Below are 15022 nucleotides of genomic sequence, written 5' to 3'. Positions count from 1 at the left end.
ATCCTCTTGATCCAGACAACCTGGGTATGAGCGGGGTCGGCGTACGTCGTCTCGTCGGCGATAGCGAAAACGGCAGTGCACGCGATGACGATGTCGCCGGCTGTCGAGTGGGGGACGTACGGAATTCGGGTGAACGCGCTCGCACCGGGACCATCCCCACCAAACTACGCCTGGGAGATGGGGAGGACCAGCGACGCCGAGCGCGCCGCCATCGCGCTCGACGAGCTGAGGAGGATGCAGCTCGCGACCCGCTACCTCGACCTGAGACTTCGAACCGAGTCGGTGCACGCCCTGCACAAATCACTACGCCGGCTGCGCACGGCCAACACCGTTTACGAGCTCGTGGCCGACGTTCCGCACGAGGCCGCCAAGATGGACTTCGACCGCACGCTGTTCTCCTGGCTCGACAACCGGCGCTGGGTTCCGGCAGCCTTCCACATCAACAGCGGCCCGGAGGAGGCTCGCGCCGTCGGAGGCGGGCAGTCCCTACCACCCGATCGGAGACCTGCTCAAGGGCGAGACGGTGCGCAACGACGTCCGACGATCGTGCGCAACGCACTCGACCATCCGCGGGTCCATTCACGCATCCAGTCCGTCATGCACTCCCACGCCTATGTCGCCGCCCCGGTCCTGGCACCCACCGGCGTTGTCGCCTTCGTCAGCGCTGACCAGAGCACCGAGACCGACACCGTCGACGACTTCGGCCGGGACCTGGTGGCCGTGTTCAGCGCAGGCGTCGGCCTCGTTCTCGAACGAGTGATGATCGGTGAACCGGACCAGGGCTGGAACCATCTGATGCGCGGCCTGGGGGTCGAGCGCCTCATCATCGCGGTGTTCAGTATTGGAAACGGCCGACGAGCACTCCTCTACGACGTCGCCCAGGCTGTCGACGACGGTCACGAGGAAAGCCTCGCGAAGGAGTCGTCGATGGCCAAGATGCGGGCTACCGAGGACGCAAAGCGGGCCGCGCTCGAAGGCATGCAGCTCATGGGTGGCGCCGGCTACGCGCGCGAGTTCGGAATGGAGTACCAGGTCCGTCGTGCCCTGGCCCCGCCGATCTTCGGCGGCACGAACGAGATCCAGCGGGAGATCATCGCCAAGAGCCTGTTCTGATGAGATCGTCGACAGAATCGGCGGTTCCTGTGGGCATTCTGCTCGGGGTGCTGGAAGCCCTGCCTGCTGCACCGCTGCTCTCGAGGATCTGTCGGATCTGGTCGAGCCAGTCCCCAGTCCCCGAGAGCAGCGGTGTTCGGCAGCATGCTGGGCAAGTCGTTCAGTCGTCGAATGAGTACTCGGCCGCAGCGTCCGAGGTGTAGTCCTGTGCCTTGGGCGTGATGCCCATCGGAGACCCGTCGATGTCGACGGCGTAGATCGTGCTGGTACGCGGCGGCTCGCGTTCCTCCGGCGCGCCCCACCCGTAGTCACCGAACATGCCGTCGGCGGTGATCGTATCCAGGCTGTTCATCGCCTCGATGAGCCCGTCACGGGAGAGGTCGCCACGTTCGACGGCTGCCTCGAGCACTTGGTGCGTCGCGCGGGCCTGTGTCCAGCCGACAGTGAGGTACCAGTCAGCCGGGGTGTCGGGGGAATACTTCTCCAGGGCCGCAATCATGTCGCCCATTCCCTTGGAAGCCGACTTGTCCCAGGAGCCGCCCTCGGCGAGGATCACGAGGTTCTTCTCCGCGTAGTCCTTCAGGTCGCCCTCGAAGAGTGGCTTCAGCCAGGTCGGGGACTGTCCCAGCCACTGCGGCTCGAAGCCTACCTGGGCAGCCTTGCCCAGCGCTCCTGCCGTGTCTGCAGGCGTCGCGGTGAGCAGAACGGCGTCGCAGCCGGCGCCCTTGAGCTGGTTGATGTGGGTCGTGTAGTCCGTCGTCCCCAGGGTGAACTGCACCTGCTTGCCGAGCTTGATCCCGTGCTGCTCGGCGACGAACGCCAAGCCGTCGCGGCCCGTGGCACCGTACGCGTCGTCCTGGGTCAGCGAGCAGATCGTCTCGCCTTCTCCGCCGCCCTCGGTGAGGTACCAGTCCACGCCGTTCACGACCTGGATCTGGTATGGCCCACCCCAGGGCAGCAGGTTCTGCTCGCGAACCCAGAAGGAGTCGAGGGACGCAGGCGAGGCAACGATGCCGTCCTGCGCAAGGTCCGGGAGGAGCGAGCTCACCACCTGCGTGCCCAGGAGCTGCACGTACATGGACACCTCGTCCTTGGTGGCCTGGTACTCCTGGGCCGCGGTCGTCGACTCGTACTTGCTGTCACGCACCAGCACCTCGACCGGGTACTTGCCGGCGATACCGCCCGACTCGTTGATCATGTCGAAGTAGATCTGGTTGCCGACAGTGACCGGGTTGCCGATCACGGCGACGCGGCCACTGGTCGGGGTGAGTGCCCCGACCGTGATGGTGGTGCCGTCGAAGCCGGGCGCCTCTGCCGGCGCTCCCGCAGAGCCCTGCCCCCCGGAGCTTCCGCTCCCGGAATCGGCCCGGCCACAGGCCGCGAGGGCCGCCAGGCAGAGGGCAGTGATGGTGATCCCCGCCGTGGTACGGCGGCGTAGATGTTGCATGGTGACGCTCCTCATGAATTGTGTGGTGTCGGGACAGCGCTTGCGATGGGAAGTCAGTAGGCGAACGGCCAGCCCTGGAACCAGGTCCGGACCCTCGCCCACAACGCGGCGAGCCCCCGTGGCTCGAGCAGCAGGAAGACGATGATGAGACCTCCGAAGAGGACCCCGTTGAGCTCGCCGGTGCTCATCCAGCCGCGCTCGACCGGGATGCCCAGGATCGGCATCGCGGCGCCCTCATTGGCGATGAGGCGCTGCCCGTAGACCACGAGCAGGGCCCCCAGGATCGACCCGTGGACGGTGCCGAGGCCGCCCAGGATGATGATCGCGACGAAGGTGATCGACATGAACAGACCGTGGATACCGGAGAGCTCCTGGTAGTCGATGGCGCCCAGACCGAGCGCGTAGATGACGCCGGCTGCCGCCGCCATGGCGCTGGCCACGGCGAAGGCGCCGATCTTGGTGCGGCCCGGCTCCACGCCGATGACCTCGGCCGCCAGATCACGATCTCGAACTGCCTGCATCGCGCGGCCGACCCGGCTGCGGGTCAGGTTGTGCGCCACCACCGCCGCCAGCGCCACGAGTGCCCAGGTGAGCCAGAACATCGACTGCTCACGGGTATACAGCGCGCTACCCAGGTCGAGACCGGCGCCGAAGTCGAGCGGGCCGATCGCCACCGCGGCGTCGCGGGTGGGTGCGGTTCCACGGACGGGCCGGGTCAAGCTCTCCCAGTTGCGCAGGACATGCTCCGACACGAAGACGAGGCCGATGGTCACTATCACGAGGTAGTTTCCGCGCAGTCGCAGCGCGAATGGCCCGATCACCGCGCCGGCGACGAGTCCGAGGACGATCGCCGTGGCGAAGTAGGCCAGGAACGGCCAGCCGCGTCCATCACCGAGGTACGAGGTGCAGTAGGCGCCAATGGCGACGAAGGCGGCGTGGCCCAGGCTCACCTGGCCGGTCAGTCCAATCAACAGATTGAGGCCGATGGCGCCGATCGCGAAGGCCCCACAAAGGATCAGGGTGCCCAGTGTCGCGTCGGAGATCAGGACCGGCAGAGCAAAGAACACGGCAACGAGTACGACCGAGAAGGCGATGCGCCAGGGGCCGCGAATCGTCCTCAGGTCCGCCGCATGACTGAGTGTCATGTTCCGGTACGGACGTCCCCGGCGCTTGGACGCGTGGGACAAGGTCATTGTCGACATCAGATTCGCCTCACTTCGGGCTCACCGAACAGCCCATACGGCCGCACGAGCAGGATGATGACCATCACGGCGAACGGCGCCACACGGTCGAAGCCGGACCCCAGCCAGGCGGCGTACTCCGGCTGGAGAAGTGCTGTCAGCTGCTGGATGAGTCCGATGAGCAGGCCGCCGACAACGGCGCCGACGGGTGATTCGAGCCCACCGACGATCATGGCGGGGAAGGCGACGAAGGCGACGGCACCGAGTGATGGGCCGACCGAGCCCGCACCCGATGAGAGCATGGCGCCCGCCAGGGTGCCCAGAGCGCCCGCGGTGGCCCAGGCAGCCAGATGGACCCGGCGTGCGTCGATGCCGGTGGCCAGGGCGGCCTCCTGGTCGTCGGCCGTGGCCCGCATTCCGAGGCCGAGGCTGGAGTATCGGAAGAACAGGAAGAAGGCACCGACTGCAGCGGACGTCACGCCGATGGTCCACAGGTCCGCGACGGCGAGATTGACCGATCCGAGGTCGACCGTCTTGGAGCCCCACGGATCCGGCAGGTCCCGGTCCTCTGGCCCCCAGATCGCGGAGGTGACGTTGTCGAAGACGTACAGCACCCCGATCGTCATCATGATGATCGAGAACGGCCTCTCCCCCAAGAGGCGTTGCAGCAGGGCGGTTTGGAGTGCCGTGCCGATGAGTGCGCCGGCCACCATCGCGAGCGGAAGTGCCAGGTAGAAGTTAACGCCCCACTCAGCGGCGAGCTGCCAGGTGATGAACCCGCCGAGAAGGACGAAGCTCGCGTGGGCGAAGTTCAGGACGCGCGTCGCCTTGAAGACGATGACGAATCCGAGCGCTACAAGTGCGTACTTTGCGCCGACGGCGATCCCCGAGAACAGTGTCTCGATGAGGGCCTCGGTGCCCACGCCCGTCGTACTCATGTGTAGAGCTCCTCGATCAGGGAGGCGTAAGTCGCCTCGATGGACCGCCGCTTGACCTTCTGTGTCGCGGTCACCTCGCCCTCCTCGGTGTCCAGCTCCCTGGGGAGCATGGCGAAGCGCTTGACCGTCTCGACCTGCGCGAACGACTGGTTGACCTCCTCGACCCAATGGCCGACGAGCTCCACGACCGCAGGGTTGGCCGAGAGATCCGTGTAGGTGGTGAACGGGATACCTCGCGACTGCGCCCACGCGCCGACGGTGTCCAGCTCGATGCCGATCAGTGCGGTGAGGTACTTGCGACGGTCGCCGATGACGATCGCCTCCCGCACGTGGGGCGAGACCTTGAGCTTGTTCTCGATCTCGGACGGGCTGATGTTCTTCCCGCCGGCGGTGATGATGATGTCTTTCATCCGGTCGACGATCCGGATCATCCCGTCGTCATCGACCACACCGACGTCGCCGGTGTGCAGCCATCCGTCAGCGTCGATCGCAGCCGAGGTGGCCTCCTGATCCTTGAAGTAGCCGAGGAACGTCGCGGGCCCGCGCGTGAGGATCTCGCCGGTGCCGGGGTCCAGCCGCAGCTCGGTCTCGGGAACGGCACGACCGACAGTGCCGAGCCGCACGTTGTCGACGGCGACGATCGAGCCTTGGGCGGTGTTCTCGGTCTGGCCGTAGCCCTCGACGACCGGGATGCCGATCGACCAGAAGTATTCGAGGACCTCGGGGGCGATCGGGGCCGCACCCGACACCGCGCTGCGACAACGGCTGAGGCCGAGCTTCTCCCGCAGTGGCCGATAGAGCATCAGCCAGCCGAATCCGTACAGCATGCGGTCCACAGGACCGAGCCGGCCGCGCGCCCACCGCCGCCGCGCTATGCCGCGACCGATGCTGAGCCACAAGCGGTAGTTGCTTCGCTTCAGCAAGCCGGCGTCGCCGATCTTGATCGTCGCGGAGGCCATCATCTTCTCCCAGACGCGCGGCACACCCAAGAAGAAGGTCGGCTGGACCTCACGCAGGTCCTGGTTGAAGGTGTCGGAGTCCTCGCCGAAGTTCACGACGTAATCGGAGGCCAGCGCGCACACGACCGAGACCAGCCGTTCGGCGACGTGACACAGGGGCAGGTAGGAGAGGACCTCGTCCCCCGGCGCCACGCCGAAGGACGACTCCCCGTTGCGGGAAGCGGCGACGAGGTTGGCGTGGCTGAGCATGGCGCCCTTCGGCGGGCCGGTCGTCCCCGACGTGTAGACGATGGTCGCCGGCAGCGCCGGGTCGAGTTCTGCCACCGCTGCCGCCAGGTCCGTCAGCAGGTCGTCGGATGACCTCCGACCCTCGGCCTCGAGGTCGTCGAACGACATCAGCATCGAGTCGGCGAGATCCACTCCCCGCGGATCGATGATGACGATGTTGCGCAGGCTCACCAGCCCGGAACGTACGGCGGCGGTCTTGTCGTACTGCTCCTCGTCCTCGGCGATCAGGACGACCGACTCGGAGTGCTCCAAGAGGTAGGCGACCTCGTCCGCAGCAGCCGTGGGATACAGGCCGACGGTAACGGCTCCGATGGCCTGGATACCCATGTCGGCGATGACCCACGCCGGTCGGTTGCCGGCATGGACCGCCACTCGGTCACCGGGCTGCACGCCGAGGCGGCGCAACCCCATCCCGATGGCGGCGGCCCGCTCGGCGTACTCTCCCCACGTGTAGCTGCGCCACACGCCCAAGTGCTTCTTGCGGAGGGCGACCTGGCGCGGGGAGCGGAGCGCTCGATAGAGCAGCGCAGCGGGCAGCGTCGAGATCGTGTCCGGTTCGACAGCGGCGGCTGGAGGTCGAACGTGGGCGGACAGGCTCATGCCGCACCTCCGAGGTATGCGGCGACCACGCCCGGGTGCGACGTGACGTCATTCGGGACACCCGTGGTGATCGGGGTGCCGAAGTCGAGCACCATCACGCGGTCGGCAAGATCCATGACGAGCCGCATGTCGTGCTCGACCAGGATCATCGCGACGCCCAGAAGCCGACGCAGCTCGACGATGTAGCGAGCCATGTCCTCCGACTCCTCGAGGTTCATGCCGGCCACCGGCTCGTCGAGGAGCAACACCTTCGGTTGCATCGCAAGGGCCCGGCCCAGCTCGATCCGCTTCTGGACGCCGTATGGAAGCGTTCCGACCGCTTGCCGACGGAACGGCGTGAGCGCAAGAAGCTCGATGATCTCCTCGACCACCATCCGGTGTGCGAGCTCCTCGCCGCGGGCCCGGCCGAACCAGAGCGCACCACTCAGGAAGCCTGTGCGCATGAGCGAGTGGCGACCCAGCAGAAGGTTCTCGACGACATCGAGGTCTGGGAACAGTCCCAGGTTCTGGAAGGTGCGCCCGATGCCGTGTCGTACCGTCTGGGCCGGACGCATGCCGACGAGCTCGCGTCCGTCGATCTTGATGCTGCCGGCCTCGGGCCGGTAGGCCGCGGAGAGACAGTTGAAGATCGAGGTCTTCCCGGCGCCGTTGGGGCCGATGATCGCGAACAACTCACCGCGATTCACATCGAAGCTGACATCGTTGAGGACGGTGACACCACCGAACTTCAGCCGCAGATTGGCGACCTCGAGCAGCGGGCGTCCCTCCGTCGAGGGCGGCGTCATGAGCGTTTCGAGTCTCGTGGTGGGCATGTCAGGTTCCCCAGTTCTTGCGGCGTCGATAGGTCTTCACGTCGCGGTATGACCGCTCGGCGTGCTCGCCGCCGCCGAGATAGAAGTCCGCCACGTTGCGGTCGGACATGAGCGCGGCAGCAGAGCCCTCACTCACGATCCGGCCGTGCTCGAGGACGTAGGCGTGGTTGGCGATCGAGAGGGCCATGGTCGCGTTCTGCTCCACCAACAGAACGCTGGTCCCCTGCCCGTTGATGGAGACGATGGCGTCCCGGATCTGTTCGACCACGCGCGGCGCGAGACCCAGGGACGGCTCGTCGAGCAGGAGCAACGTGGGTTCGGACATCAGCGCTCGGCCGATGGCGAGCATCTGCTGCTCACCCCCGCTCAGATATCCCGCGATGTCGCGTCGGCGCTTGGCGAGAACCGGGAACATGTCGAGCAGCCGGTCGAAGGTCTCGCTCGCAGTGGTGCCCTTTGCTCCGATCGCCCCGGCCCGGAGGTTCTCCTCCACTGACAAGGACTGGAAGATGCGCCGTCCCTCCATCACTTGCGCCAGCCCCCGGGTGACACGGTGTGAAGGGCTCAGGCTCGTCACGTCTGCGCCTGCAAAGCCAACGCTCCCTTTGGTGATGTCGCCACGGTGGAAGTCCAGCAACCCGGAGATGGCCCGCAGGAGTGTCGTCTTGCCCGCGCCGTTGGCACCAAGGAGAGCCACCACGGAGCCGGTCGGAACCGAGACGGAGATACCGCGCAGCACCAGGACGGCGTCGTTGTAGACGACCTCGAGATTCGAGACCACCAGTTCCCCCGCCTCGGCGGCGATCGGCCTCTCGGACGGCGTAGCCATCGTGGTTCGGCGGGTCACGTCATCTCCCGATGAGCTGGCGGGCAACGAAGCCCTGACTGAGGCCCGAGCCCGGAGCATCAATGTAAACCGCCAATCACTAACTGACAAGACTCTCAAGGACAAATCGTGATTCCGGTCACTTTCGGATCTCTGCCTATCGCGACACCGACCACATCGCCGAGGGCACCCTCCCCACAACACCGCGCCGCGGTGCACACTGGCGCCATGACCAACGAGACCCGGCGGCAACGCGACCCCGACCGCAAGGCGCGCATCCTGGCCGCAGCCGCGGACCTGGCCGGACGCACGAGCTTCCATGACGTATCGATGGCCGACATCGGCGCGGAGGCCGGGATCGTGGGCTCGGGCATCTATAGGCACTTCGACAGCAAGACATCGATCCTCATCGCCTTGCTGGATCGCGTGATGAACCGAATCAGCTCCGGCGCCGAGGACATCGCCAAGGTCACCACCGACGACAGCGAGACACTGTCTGCGCTGGTCAGCGACCATATTCGGATCGCCATCGATGATCGCAACGTCTTGGCGGTCTACCACCGCGAGGTCGACAACCTCCCCGAGGAGGACCGTCGGAGACTGCGCCGGCTGCAACGGCTGTACATCGAGGAATGGGTCCACGTCCTCGCTCCGCTGCGATCCGATCTGACCGACCAGGAGGCGCGCCTCACGGTCCACGCCGCCATCGGCGCCATCCAGTCGATCTTGAACTTCAACCCCGAACTGCCGGATGACCGGCTCACCGAACTGCTCAGCCAGATGGCCCACGCCTGCCTCGGCGTGGATCCGGCCCGGACGCCTCGGGGCTGATCTGGCGAGCACCGGCCCCGGCGGAGTCACGTCCCGGCGCCTCTTCTGGTCACGGGCGGGCGTCCCAATCCAGTATGACCCTCGTCATCCCAAGTGATTGGCCTTTCACTCCAGAATCATGTAGGTCCTCCGGGCTCAGACGCCGGAGGAGCACACGCTCGACCACACCAACAGGACCGCAGCGGAAGGACATCGACGACGATCAAGGATGAAAGGCGCGAGAGCTTCGATGCCGCCGACCACCTCGATGACGTCGTGAGGTCGCCGGCCTCGTCGCCATCAATACCTTCGGCTGGACACTCCGCGGGATGGTCCGCCTAGCCTTGCTCGTCTTCGGATCACCCCTGATGCGTGAGACAACAACCCGCACCGGGCTCCTGGCCTGGGCCAGCGCCACACAAACCGCCTCGGGGCAGGCTGAGGCTCCAATCTCAGACCCCGGCCGCCGGGAAGAGCCCGTCCCACTCACCGAGTTCAGCGAAGGGGCGATGTGGCGGGGCACCCCAATGCCCCCGCTGACGCCGGAAGCGCGTCGCCGATTATGCGAGCGCGTGGACGCCGGACGTCCGATCTCGCATATCGCGGCGGAAGCCGGGATCTCTCGCCGCTGCCTGGTCACGTCGGTGAGCTCGCGGATCTCGATCGCACAGACCCTGAATGTGACGCCTCAGGAGTGGGCCTCGAGCCATTCGATCACGTCCGCGGTGATCGCGTCGCGATTGGTCTCGTTGAAGATCTCGTGGCGCGCCCCGGGGTAGAGCGTGACCGTCACGTCCGTCAGCCCGGCGTCGCGATAGCGCTGGCCCAGCAGCTCGACCAGGGCCCCACCTGCGGCAAGCGGGTCCGCGTCGCCGGAGACGATCGCGATCGGCAGATCGGAGCGGATGCCCTTCAGGGCCGCCGCGTCGCCCAGCCGCGCGGCACCGCCGAACAGCTGGGGCACGGCGGTGTCTGGGAGGTCGAACCCGGACAACGGGTCGGCGACGTACGCATCGACCTCGGCCTCGTCGCGCGAGAGCCACTCGTACCCGGTCCGGTGCTCGAACCCGGCGTTGAACGCCTCCAGTCCGATCGGGCCCTCGGCCTTCGAGAGCTCCGCGGCGAGCACGTCGAGTGCGGTCGAGCCGGACAGCACGACGCCATCGTAGAGCTCGGACCGGTCGAGGATCACCGTCTGTGCCGCGAAGGATCCCATCGAGTGCGCCACGAGGAACATCGGGACGCCGGGGAAGTCATCGCGCAGCGAGGCACCCACAGCAGCGACGTCGGCCACCAGTGCCTCGAAGTCGAAGTGCCCGAGCTGGTCGGCCGACGCGACGGACCCGCCGTGGCCACGGTGGTCGACGGCTCGGACGGCGTAGCCGGCCGCGACGAGGGCCCGGGCGAGACGGTCGTAGCGCTGCAGGTGCTCGGCGATGCCGTGGGCGACCTGCACGACGCCCCGCGGCGCGGGCAGTTCCTCCCCCCACGTCCGGACTGCGAGCGCCGTACCATCGGTCGGCGAGATGAATGTGGCGGTGCTGGACATGCGGCCTCCTGTGACTGGGTGCCCATGGTGCCACTTGCACGTCGGCCGGTCGCGTCATCGCGTGGCCCGGCGAATGGAGAAGTCACCATTCCTGGCGCTGCGCCCGAGGAAGGGCCACACGATGAGGAGCCGACCCGTGCCCGCCGACGGGACCGATCGCTCAGACGTTGCGGCGATACTGCCCGCCGGCCTCGAAGAACGCCTCGGTGACCTGGCCCAGGGTGCAGACCCGAGCGGCGTCCATGAGCACTGCGAAGACGTTCTCACCGCTCGCTGCCGCCTCCTTGAGCCGGGCCAGGGCCTCGGCAGCCTCGCTCCGGTGGGCGTCCTGGAAGTCGCGCACCCGGCGCAGCTGGGACTCCTTCTCCGAATCCGTGGCACGGGCCAGCTCGACGGTTACGTGGTCGGCCCCGTCCTCGGGGCGCCGGAAGGTGTTGACGCCGACGATCGGCAGCGTGCCGTCGTGCTTGCGGTGCTCGTAGAGCATCGACTCGTCCTGGATCTTGCCGCGCTGGTAGCCGGTCTCCATCGCGCCGAGCACGCCGCCGCGCTCGGAGATCCGCTCGAACTCGCGCAGCACCGCCTCCTCGACCAGGTCGGTCAGGTCGTCGATGATGAAGGAGCCCTGCAGCGGGTTCTCGTTCATCGCCAGGCCCCACTCGCGGTTGATGATCAGCTGGATCGCCAGCGCCCGACGCACCGAATCGGCGGACGGGGTCGTCACGGCTTCGTCGAAGGCGTTGGTGTGCAGCGAGTTGGCGTTGTCGTAGATCGCGATCAGCGCCTGCAGCGTGGTGCGGATGTCGTTGAAGTCCATCTCCTGCGCGTGCAGGGACCGACCGCTCGTCTGAACGTGGTACTTCAGCTTCTGCGAACGCTCCGAGGCGCCGTAGCGGTCCCGCATCGCGACCGCCCAGATCCTGCGGGCGACGCGGCCGATGACGGAGTACTCCGGGTCCATCCCGTTGGAGAAGAAGAAGGACAGGTTGGGCGCGAAGTCGTCGATGTCCATGCCACGGGCCAGGTAGGACTCCACGTAGGTGAAGCCGTTGGCCAGCGTGAAGGCGAGCTGGGAGATGGGGTTCGCCCCGGCCTCGGCGATGTGATAGCCCGAGATCGAGACCGAGTAGAAGTTGCGCACCCCCTGCTCGATGAACCACTCCTGGATGTCGGCCATGCAGCGCAAGCTGAACTCCGTGGAGAACAGGCAGGTGTTCTGCCCCTGGTCCTCCTTGAGGATGTCGGCCTGCACGGTCCCGCGGACCGTCTGCAGCGCCTTCGCCGGGTCGATCCCGCGCTCGCGCGCCTGGTCGATCACGGTGTTGAGGAAGAACGCCAGCACGGTCGGGGCCGGGCCGTTGATGGTCATGCTGACACTCGTGGTGGGAGCGAGGAGATCGAAGCCGTCGTACAGCTCCTTCATGTCCTCCAAGGTGGCCACCGAGACCCCCGAGGTGCCGACCTTGCCGTAGATGTCGGGGCGCTCATCAGGGTCGCGGCCGTAGAGCGTGACCGAGTCGAACGCGGTCGAGAGCCGTGCAGCGGGCTGGCCCTCGGAGAGCATCTTGAAACGGCGGTTCGTACGGGCGGGGTCGCCCTCGCCGGCGAACATGCGTGCCGGGTCCTCGTTGGCCCGCTTGTAGGGAAAGACGCCCGCGGTGAACGGGAAGTGACCCGGCAGGTTCTCCCGGCGCCAGAACCGGACCATCTCGCCGTGGTCCTCGTACCGGGGCAGCGCCACCCGCGGCACCCGGTTGCCGCTGAGTGAGATCCGGCCCGGATCCTCGGCGTACTCCTTCACGATGCCCGGCCAGGCAGCGATCCGGCTGGCGATCTCGGCGGGTACGTCTCGGCTGGTCGTCTCGGCCGCATCGCCGATCTCGGGGAGGTCGGCGGCCACCAGTGCGTACGCCTGGGCCCGGCGAGCCTGGGCCACCAGCTGCTCGGTGTCGGCGTGGTAGTCACGCACGGTCGCGGCGATATCGGCCAGGTAGTGCGCCCGGTCACCGGGGACCATCTCATGGGCGCCGCTGGAGTGCTTCACCGCGACCGGGGCGATGGTGCCCTCGGCGATGGCGAGTCCGTTCTTCGCCAACAGGCCACGGAGGTGCTGGTAAAGGGCCGTGACGCCGTCGTCGTTGAACGTCGCCGCAGAAGTGCCGAAGACCGGCATGTCCTCCCAGCTCGACCCGAAGTCCTCCCGGTTGCGGACCAGCTGACGGCCTACGTCACGCAGCGCGTCGTCGGCGCCGCGGCGCTCGAACTTGTTGATCGCGACGACGTCGGCGAAGTCGAGCATGTCGATCTTCTCGAGCTGGCTGGCGGCGCCGAACTCGGGCGTCATCACATACAGCGAGGTGCCGCGATCCTCCAGGAACGGGACGATTGCGGCGTCACCCTGGCCGATGCCGGGGGTCTCCACGATCACCAGGTCGAACCCGGCCGCGCGGACGATCGTCAGAACGTCCGCCAGGTGGTCGGGCACCTCGTGGGCGCCGCGGGTCGCCAGCGAACGGTAGTAGACCGGCCCCTCGACACCGTCCGAGGCCAGCGAGTTCATCCGGATCCGGTCACCCAGGAGCGCGCCCCCGCCGCGTCGCCGAGTGGGGTCGATCGCGACCACCGCGACGCGCAGCTTGTCCTCCTGGTCGACCCGCAGCCTCCGCACGAGCTCATCGGTCAGCGACGACTTGCCGGAGCCTCCGGTGCCGGTGATGCCGAGCATCGGCACGACACGGTCAGCCGCGGCGGCCTCGAGCCTGTCGAGTACGTCGGCCGGCAGCCGACCCTGCTCGGCGCCGGTGATCGCCCGGGCGACCGAGGTACGGTCGCCGGCGATCACCTCCTCGGCGCTCACCGGCCGCTGCGCCCACAGGTCGACGTCGAGGTCGGCGACGACCGAGTTGATCATGCCGGCCAGCCCCATCCGCTGGCCGTCCTCCGGGGAGAAGATGGTGACCCCGGAGGCGCGCAGCCGGGCGATCTCCTCCGGCACGATCACCCCGCCGCCACCGCCGACGACCTTGATGTGCCCGGCGCCGCGCTCGCGCAGCGACTCCACCAGGTATTCGAAGTACTCCACGTGGCCGCCCTGGTAGGAGGAGACCGCGATCCCTTGTGCGTCCTCCTCGATCGCCGCGTCGACGACCTCTTTCACCGAGCGGTTGTGGCCCAGGTGGATCACCTCGCAGCCCTGCGACTGGAAGATCCGGCGCATGATGTTGATCGCCGCGTCGTGGCCGTCGAACAGGGCGGCCGCGGTGACGATCCGGACGGGGTTTCGGGCGGTGTGGAGTTCGGTCACACCAAGATACTATGACGTCCAATCATTTTTCGGTAGTGGTTCGCTCACCAGTTGGTCAGCGGACCGGGTCCCCGGCATCCGCGCGCAGCAACGCCAGCTGCCGGGTCAACGTCTCGACGCCGTCGGGGTCGAGGCCGGGCGCCGTGAAGACCTCAGCGTTCAGCTCGGCCGTGGCGTCCTCGACCACGCGCACGGCAGCCGCGGTGAGGGTCGCCAGTACGACTCGGCCGTCCTCGGCACTACGGACTCGGGCGACGTACCCCTGTCTCTCCAGCCGGGCCACCGCGCTGGTCACGCTGGTCGGATGCACCTGGAGGAGCGACCCCAACCGGGTCATCGGCATCCGCCCGGCGCGCGAGAATGCCAGAACCCGGAGGATCTCGTAGCGGGCGAAGGTCAGGTCGTACGTCCTCAACACGGCGTCGATGCGCTCGATCATCAGCTGGTGAACGCGCACCAGAGAGGTCACCATCGCCATCCCGTCCGCAGCCTCGGCCCAGCCGTGCGCCACCCACTGACGGTGCGCTTCCTCGATCGGATCCATCTGCTCAACCTAGCGGCACGTGAAGCCGAACCCGAAAGAGCCCGCCCGCGAATTACCTGGATGTCCTCGTATCTGCCCGTAGGCACGGTCCTACCCGGAGGGAGGAGGACCTCACCCCCGCGAGGTGACGCTGGCCGACGACTTCGGTTCTACCGTCCATTGACAGACTCACGAGATGGAGTGAACGGATGAGCCGGACACGGCGCACAGCAGCACCTCGACGCGAGGCTCTCGCGTCCAAGCACGCGCGCCTGCGCGGGCACGAGCGACGCAAGGCACTGCGCTGATGTGGGGGTGGCTGGCACTGGCCATCGGCAGCGAGGTCACCGCGACCATGAGCCTGCGGAGCTCCCAGGGCTTCACCAATCTCGTGCCGTCGGTTGTCGTCGTCGTCGGCTACAGCTTTTCGTTCTATGCACTCTCTCAGGCGCTCGTGAGAGGGATGCCTGTCGCCACGGCGTACACGATCTGGTGCGGCATCGGGATCTCCCTCATCACTCTCCTGAGCGCAGTCCTGTTCGACGAGCGGCCGAGCCCTGTCCAACTGGCGGGGATCATCCTGGTCGCGATCGGCGTGGTCACACTTCAGGCCGGATCCGCCTGAGCCGCGTAGCTGACTCGACCGGCGCGTCCAAGTTCTCAAACCAACCC

General features: G+C 67.3%; 12 protein-coding genes. 3 read left to right on the top strand and 9 right to left on the bottom strand.

Features of this window, described 5'->3' with window-relative positions:
• Positions 1 to 60: 60 nt before the first annotated feature.
• Positions 61 to 1113 carry an acyl-CoA dehydrogenase family protein gene (locus ABT304_RS14405; RefSeq protein ID WP_350716132.1) on the top strand — a complete coding sequence of 351 codons (1053 nt, stop codon included), beginning with the start codon at positions 61 to 63 and terminating at the stop codon, positions 1111 to 1113.
• 160 nt (positions 1114 to 1273) lie between these two features.
• Here ABT304_RS14405 and ABT304_RS14400 read toward each other — a convergent pair whose 3' ends face one another.
• Genes ABT304_RS14400 through ABT304_RS14375 form a run of 6 tightly spaced genes read right to left on the bottom strand, consistent with a single transcriptional unit; the run spans position 1274 to position 8185 of the window.
• Entirely contained in the window at positions 1274 to 2560 is a 1287-nt protein-coding gene (locus ABT304_RS14400; protein ID WP_008357860.1) for an ABC transporter substrate-binding protein, read from the bottom strand.
• A gap of 53 nt (positions 2561 to 2613) precedes the next feature.
• Entirely contained in the window at positions 2614 to 3705 is a 1092-nt protein-coding gene (locus ABT304_RS14395; RefSeq protein ID WP_008357862.1) for a branched-chain amino acid ABC transporter permease, read from the bottom strand.
• 56 nt (positions 3706 to 3761) lie between these two features.
• Positions 3762 to 4679, bottom strand: a complete 918-nt coding sequence (locus ABT304_RS14390) for a branched-chain amino acid ABC transporter permease (protein WP_040755028.1) — start codon at positions 4677 to 4679, stop codon at positions 3762 to 3764.
• Positions 4676 to 6526, bottom strand: a complete 1851-nt coding sequence (locus ABT304_RS14385) for an AMP-dependent synthetase/ligase (protein WP_008357866.1) — start codon at positions 6524 to 6526, stop codon at positions 4676 to 4678. The genes ABT304_RS14390 and ABT304_RS14385 overlap by 4 nt, the downstream gene beginning before the upstream one ends.
• Entirely contained in the window at positions 6523 to 7338 is an 816-nt protein-coding gene (locus tag ABT304_RS14380) for an ABC transporter ATP-binding protein (protein ID WP_179658593.1), read from the bottom strand. Before ABT304_RS14380 ends, ABT304_RS14385 begins: the two co-directional genes overlap by 4 nt.
• A gap of 1 nt (position 7339) precedes the next feature.
• Positions 7340 to 8185: an ABC transporter ATP-binding protein gene (locus tag ABT304_RS14375; RefSeq protein WP_502890341.1), complete on the bottom strand. Its 846-nt coding sequence runs from the start codon at positions 8183 to 8185 to the stop codon at positions 7340 to 7342.
• A gap of 207 nt (positions 8186 to 8392) precedes the next feature.
• Here ABT304_RS14375 and ABT304_RS14370 point away from each other — a divergent pair, with 207 nt between their 5' ends.
• Positions 8393 to 8995: a TetR/AcrR family transcriptional regulator gene (locus ABT304_RS14370; RefSeq protein ID WP_179658594.1), complete on the top strand. Its 603-nt coding sequence runs from the start codon at positions 8393 to 8395 to the stop codon at positions 8993 to 8995.
• 667 nt (positions 8996 to 9662) lie between these two features.
• Here ABT304_RS14370 and ABT304_RS14365 read toward each other — a convergent pair.
• From ABT304_RS14365 to ABT304_RS14355, 3 genes are all read right to left on the bottom strand, one after another.
• Positions 9663 to 10523, bottom strand: a complete 861-nt coding sequence (locus ABT304_RS14365) for an alpha/beta fold hydrolase (protein ID WP_179658595.1) — start codon at positions 10521 to 10523, stop codon at positions 9663 to 9665.
• Positions 10524 to 10683: 160 nt separating this feature from the next.
• A complete protein-coding gene (gene icmF, locus ABT304_RS14360) occupies positions 10684 to 13827 on the bottom strand; it encodes a fused isobutyryl-CoA mutase/GTPase IcmF (protein WP_350716048.1) in 3144 nt (1047 codons plus the stop codon).
• A 55-nt stretch (positions 13828 to 13882) separates the two neighbouring features.
• A complete protein-coding gene (locus tag ABT304_RS14355) occupies positions 13883 to 14371 on the bottom strand; it encodes a MarR family winged helix-turn-helix transcriptional regulator (protein ID WP_179658597.1) in 489 nt (162 codons plus the stop codon).
• Positions 14372 to 14657: 286 nt separating this feature from the next.
• On the opposite strand from ABT304_RS14355, the gene ABT304_RS14350 reads away from it, so the two are divergent.
• A complete protein-coding gene (locus ABT304_RS14350) occupies positions 14658 to 14975 on the top strand; it encodes a DMT family transporter (RefSeq protein ID WP_179658598.1) in 318 nt (105 codons plus the stop codon).
• Positions 14976 to 15022: the final 47 nt, after the last annotated feature.

This window comes from Nocardioides sp. NPDC000445, from assembly GCF_040300245.1.
Classification (GTDB): domain Bacteria; phylum Actinomycetota; class Actinomycetes; order Propionibacteriales; family Nocardioidaceae; genus Nocardioides.
The sequence above is the reverse complement of the archived record's forward strand: the minus strand, read 5'-3'. Positions and strand labels throughout refer to the sequence as shown.

Bases quoted from the DNA above. Each gene is read 5' to 3' on its own strand.
- ABT304_RS14400 (WP_008357860.1), bottom strand. From the start codon at position 2,560: ATGCAACATCTACGCCGCCGTACCACGGCGGGGATCACCATCACTGCC.
- ABT304_RS14395 (WP_008357862.1), bottom strand. From the start codon at position 3,705: ATGACACTCAGTCATGCGGCGGACCTGAGGACGATTCGCGGCCCCTGG.
- ABT304_RS14390 (WP_040755028.1), bottom strand. From the start codon at position 4,679: ATGAGTACGACGGGCGTGGGCACCGAGGCCCTCATCGAGACACTGTTC.
- ABT304_RS14385 (WP_008357866.1), bottom strand. From the start codon at position 6,526: ATGAGCCTGTCCGCCCACGTTCGACCTCCAGCCGCCGCTGTCGAACCG.
- ABT304_RS14380 (WP_179658593.1), bottom strand. From the start codon at position 7,338: ATGCCCACCACGAGACTCGAAACGCTCATGACGCCGCCCTCGACGGAG.
- ABT304_RS14370 (WP_179658594.1), top strand. From the start codon at position 8,393: ATGACCAACGAGACCCGGCGGCAACGCGACCCCGACCGCAAGGCGCGC.
- ABT304_RS14365 (WP_179658595.1), bottom strand. From the start codon at position 10,523: ATGTCCAGCACCGCCACATTCATCTCGCCGACCGATGGTACGGCGCTC.
- ABT304_RS14355 (WP_179658597.1), bottom strand. From the start codon at position 14,371: ATGGATCCGATCGAGGAAGCGCACCGTCAGTGGGTGGCGCACGGCTGG.
- ABT304_RS14350 (WP_179658598.1), top strand. From the start codon at position 14,658: ATGTGGGGGTGGCTGGCACTGGCCATCGGCAGCGAGGTCACCGCGACC.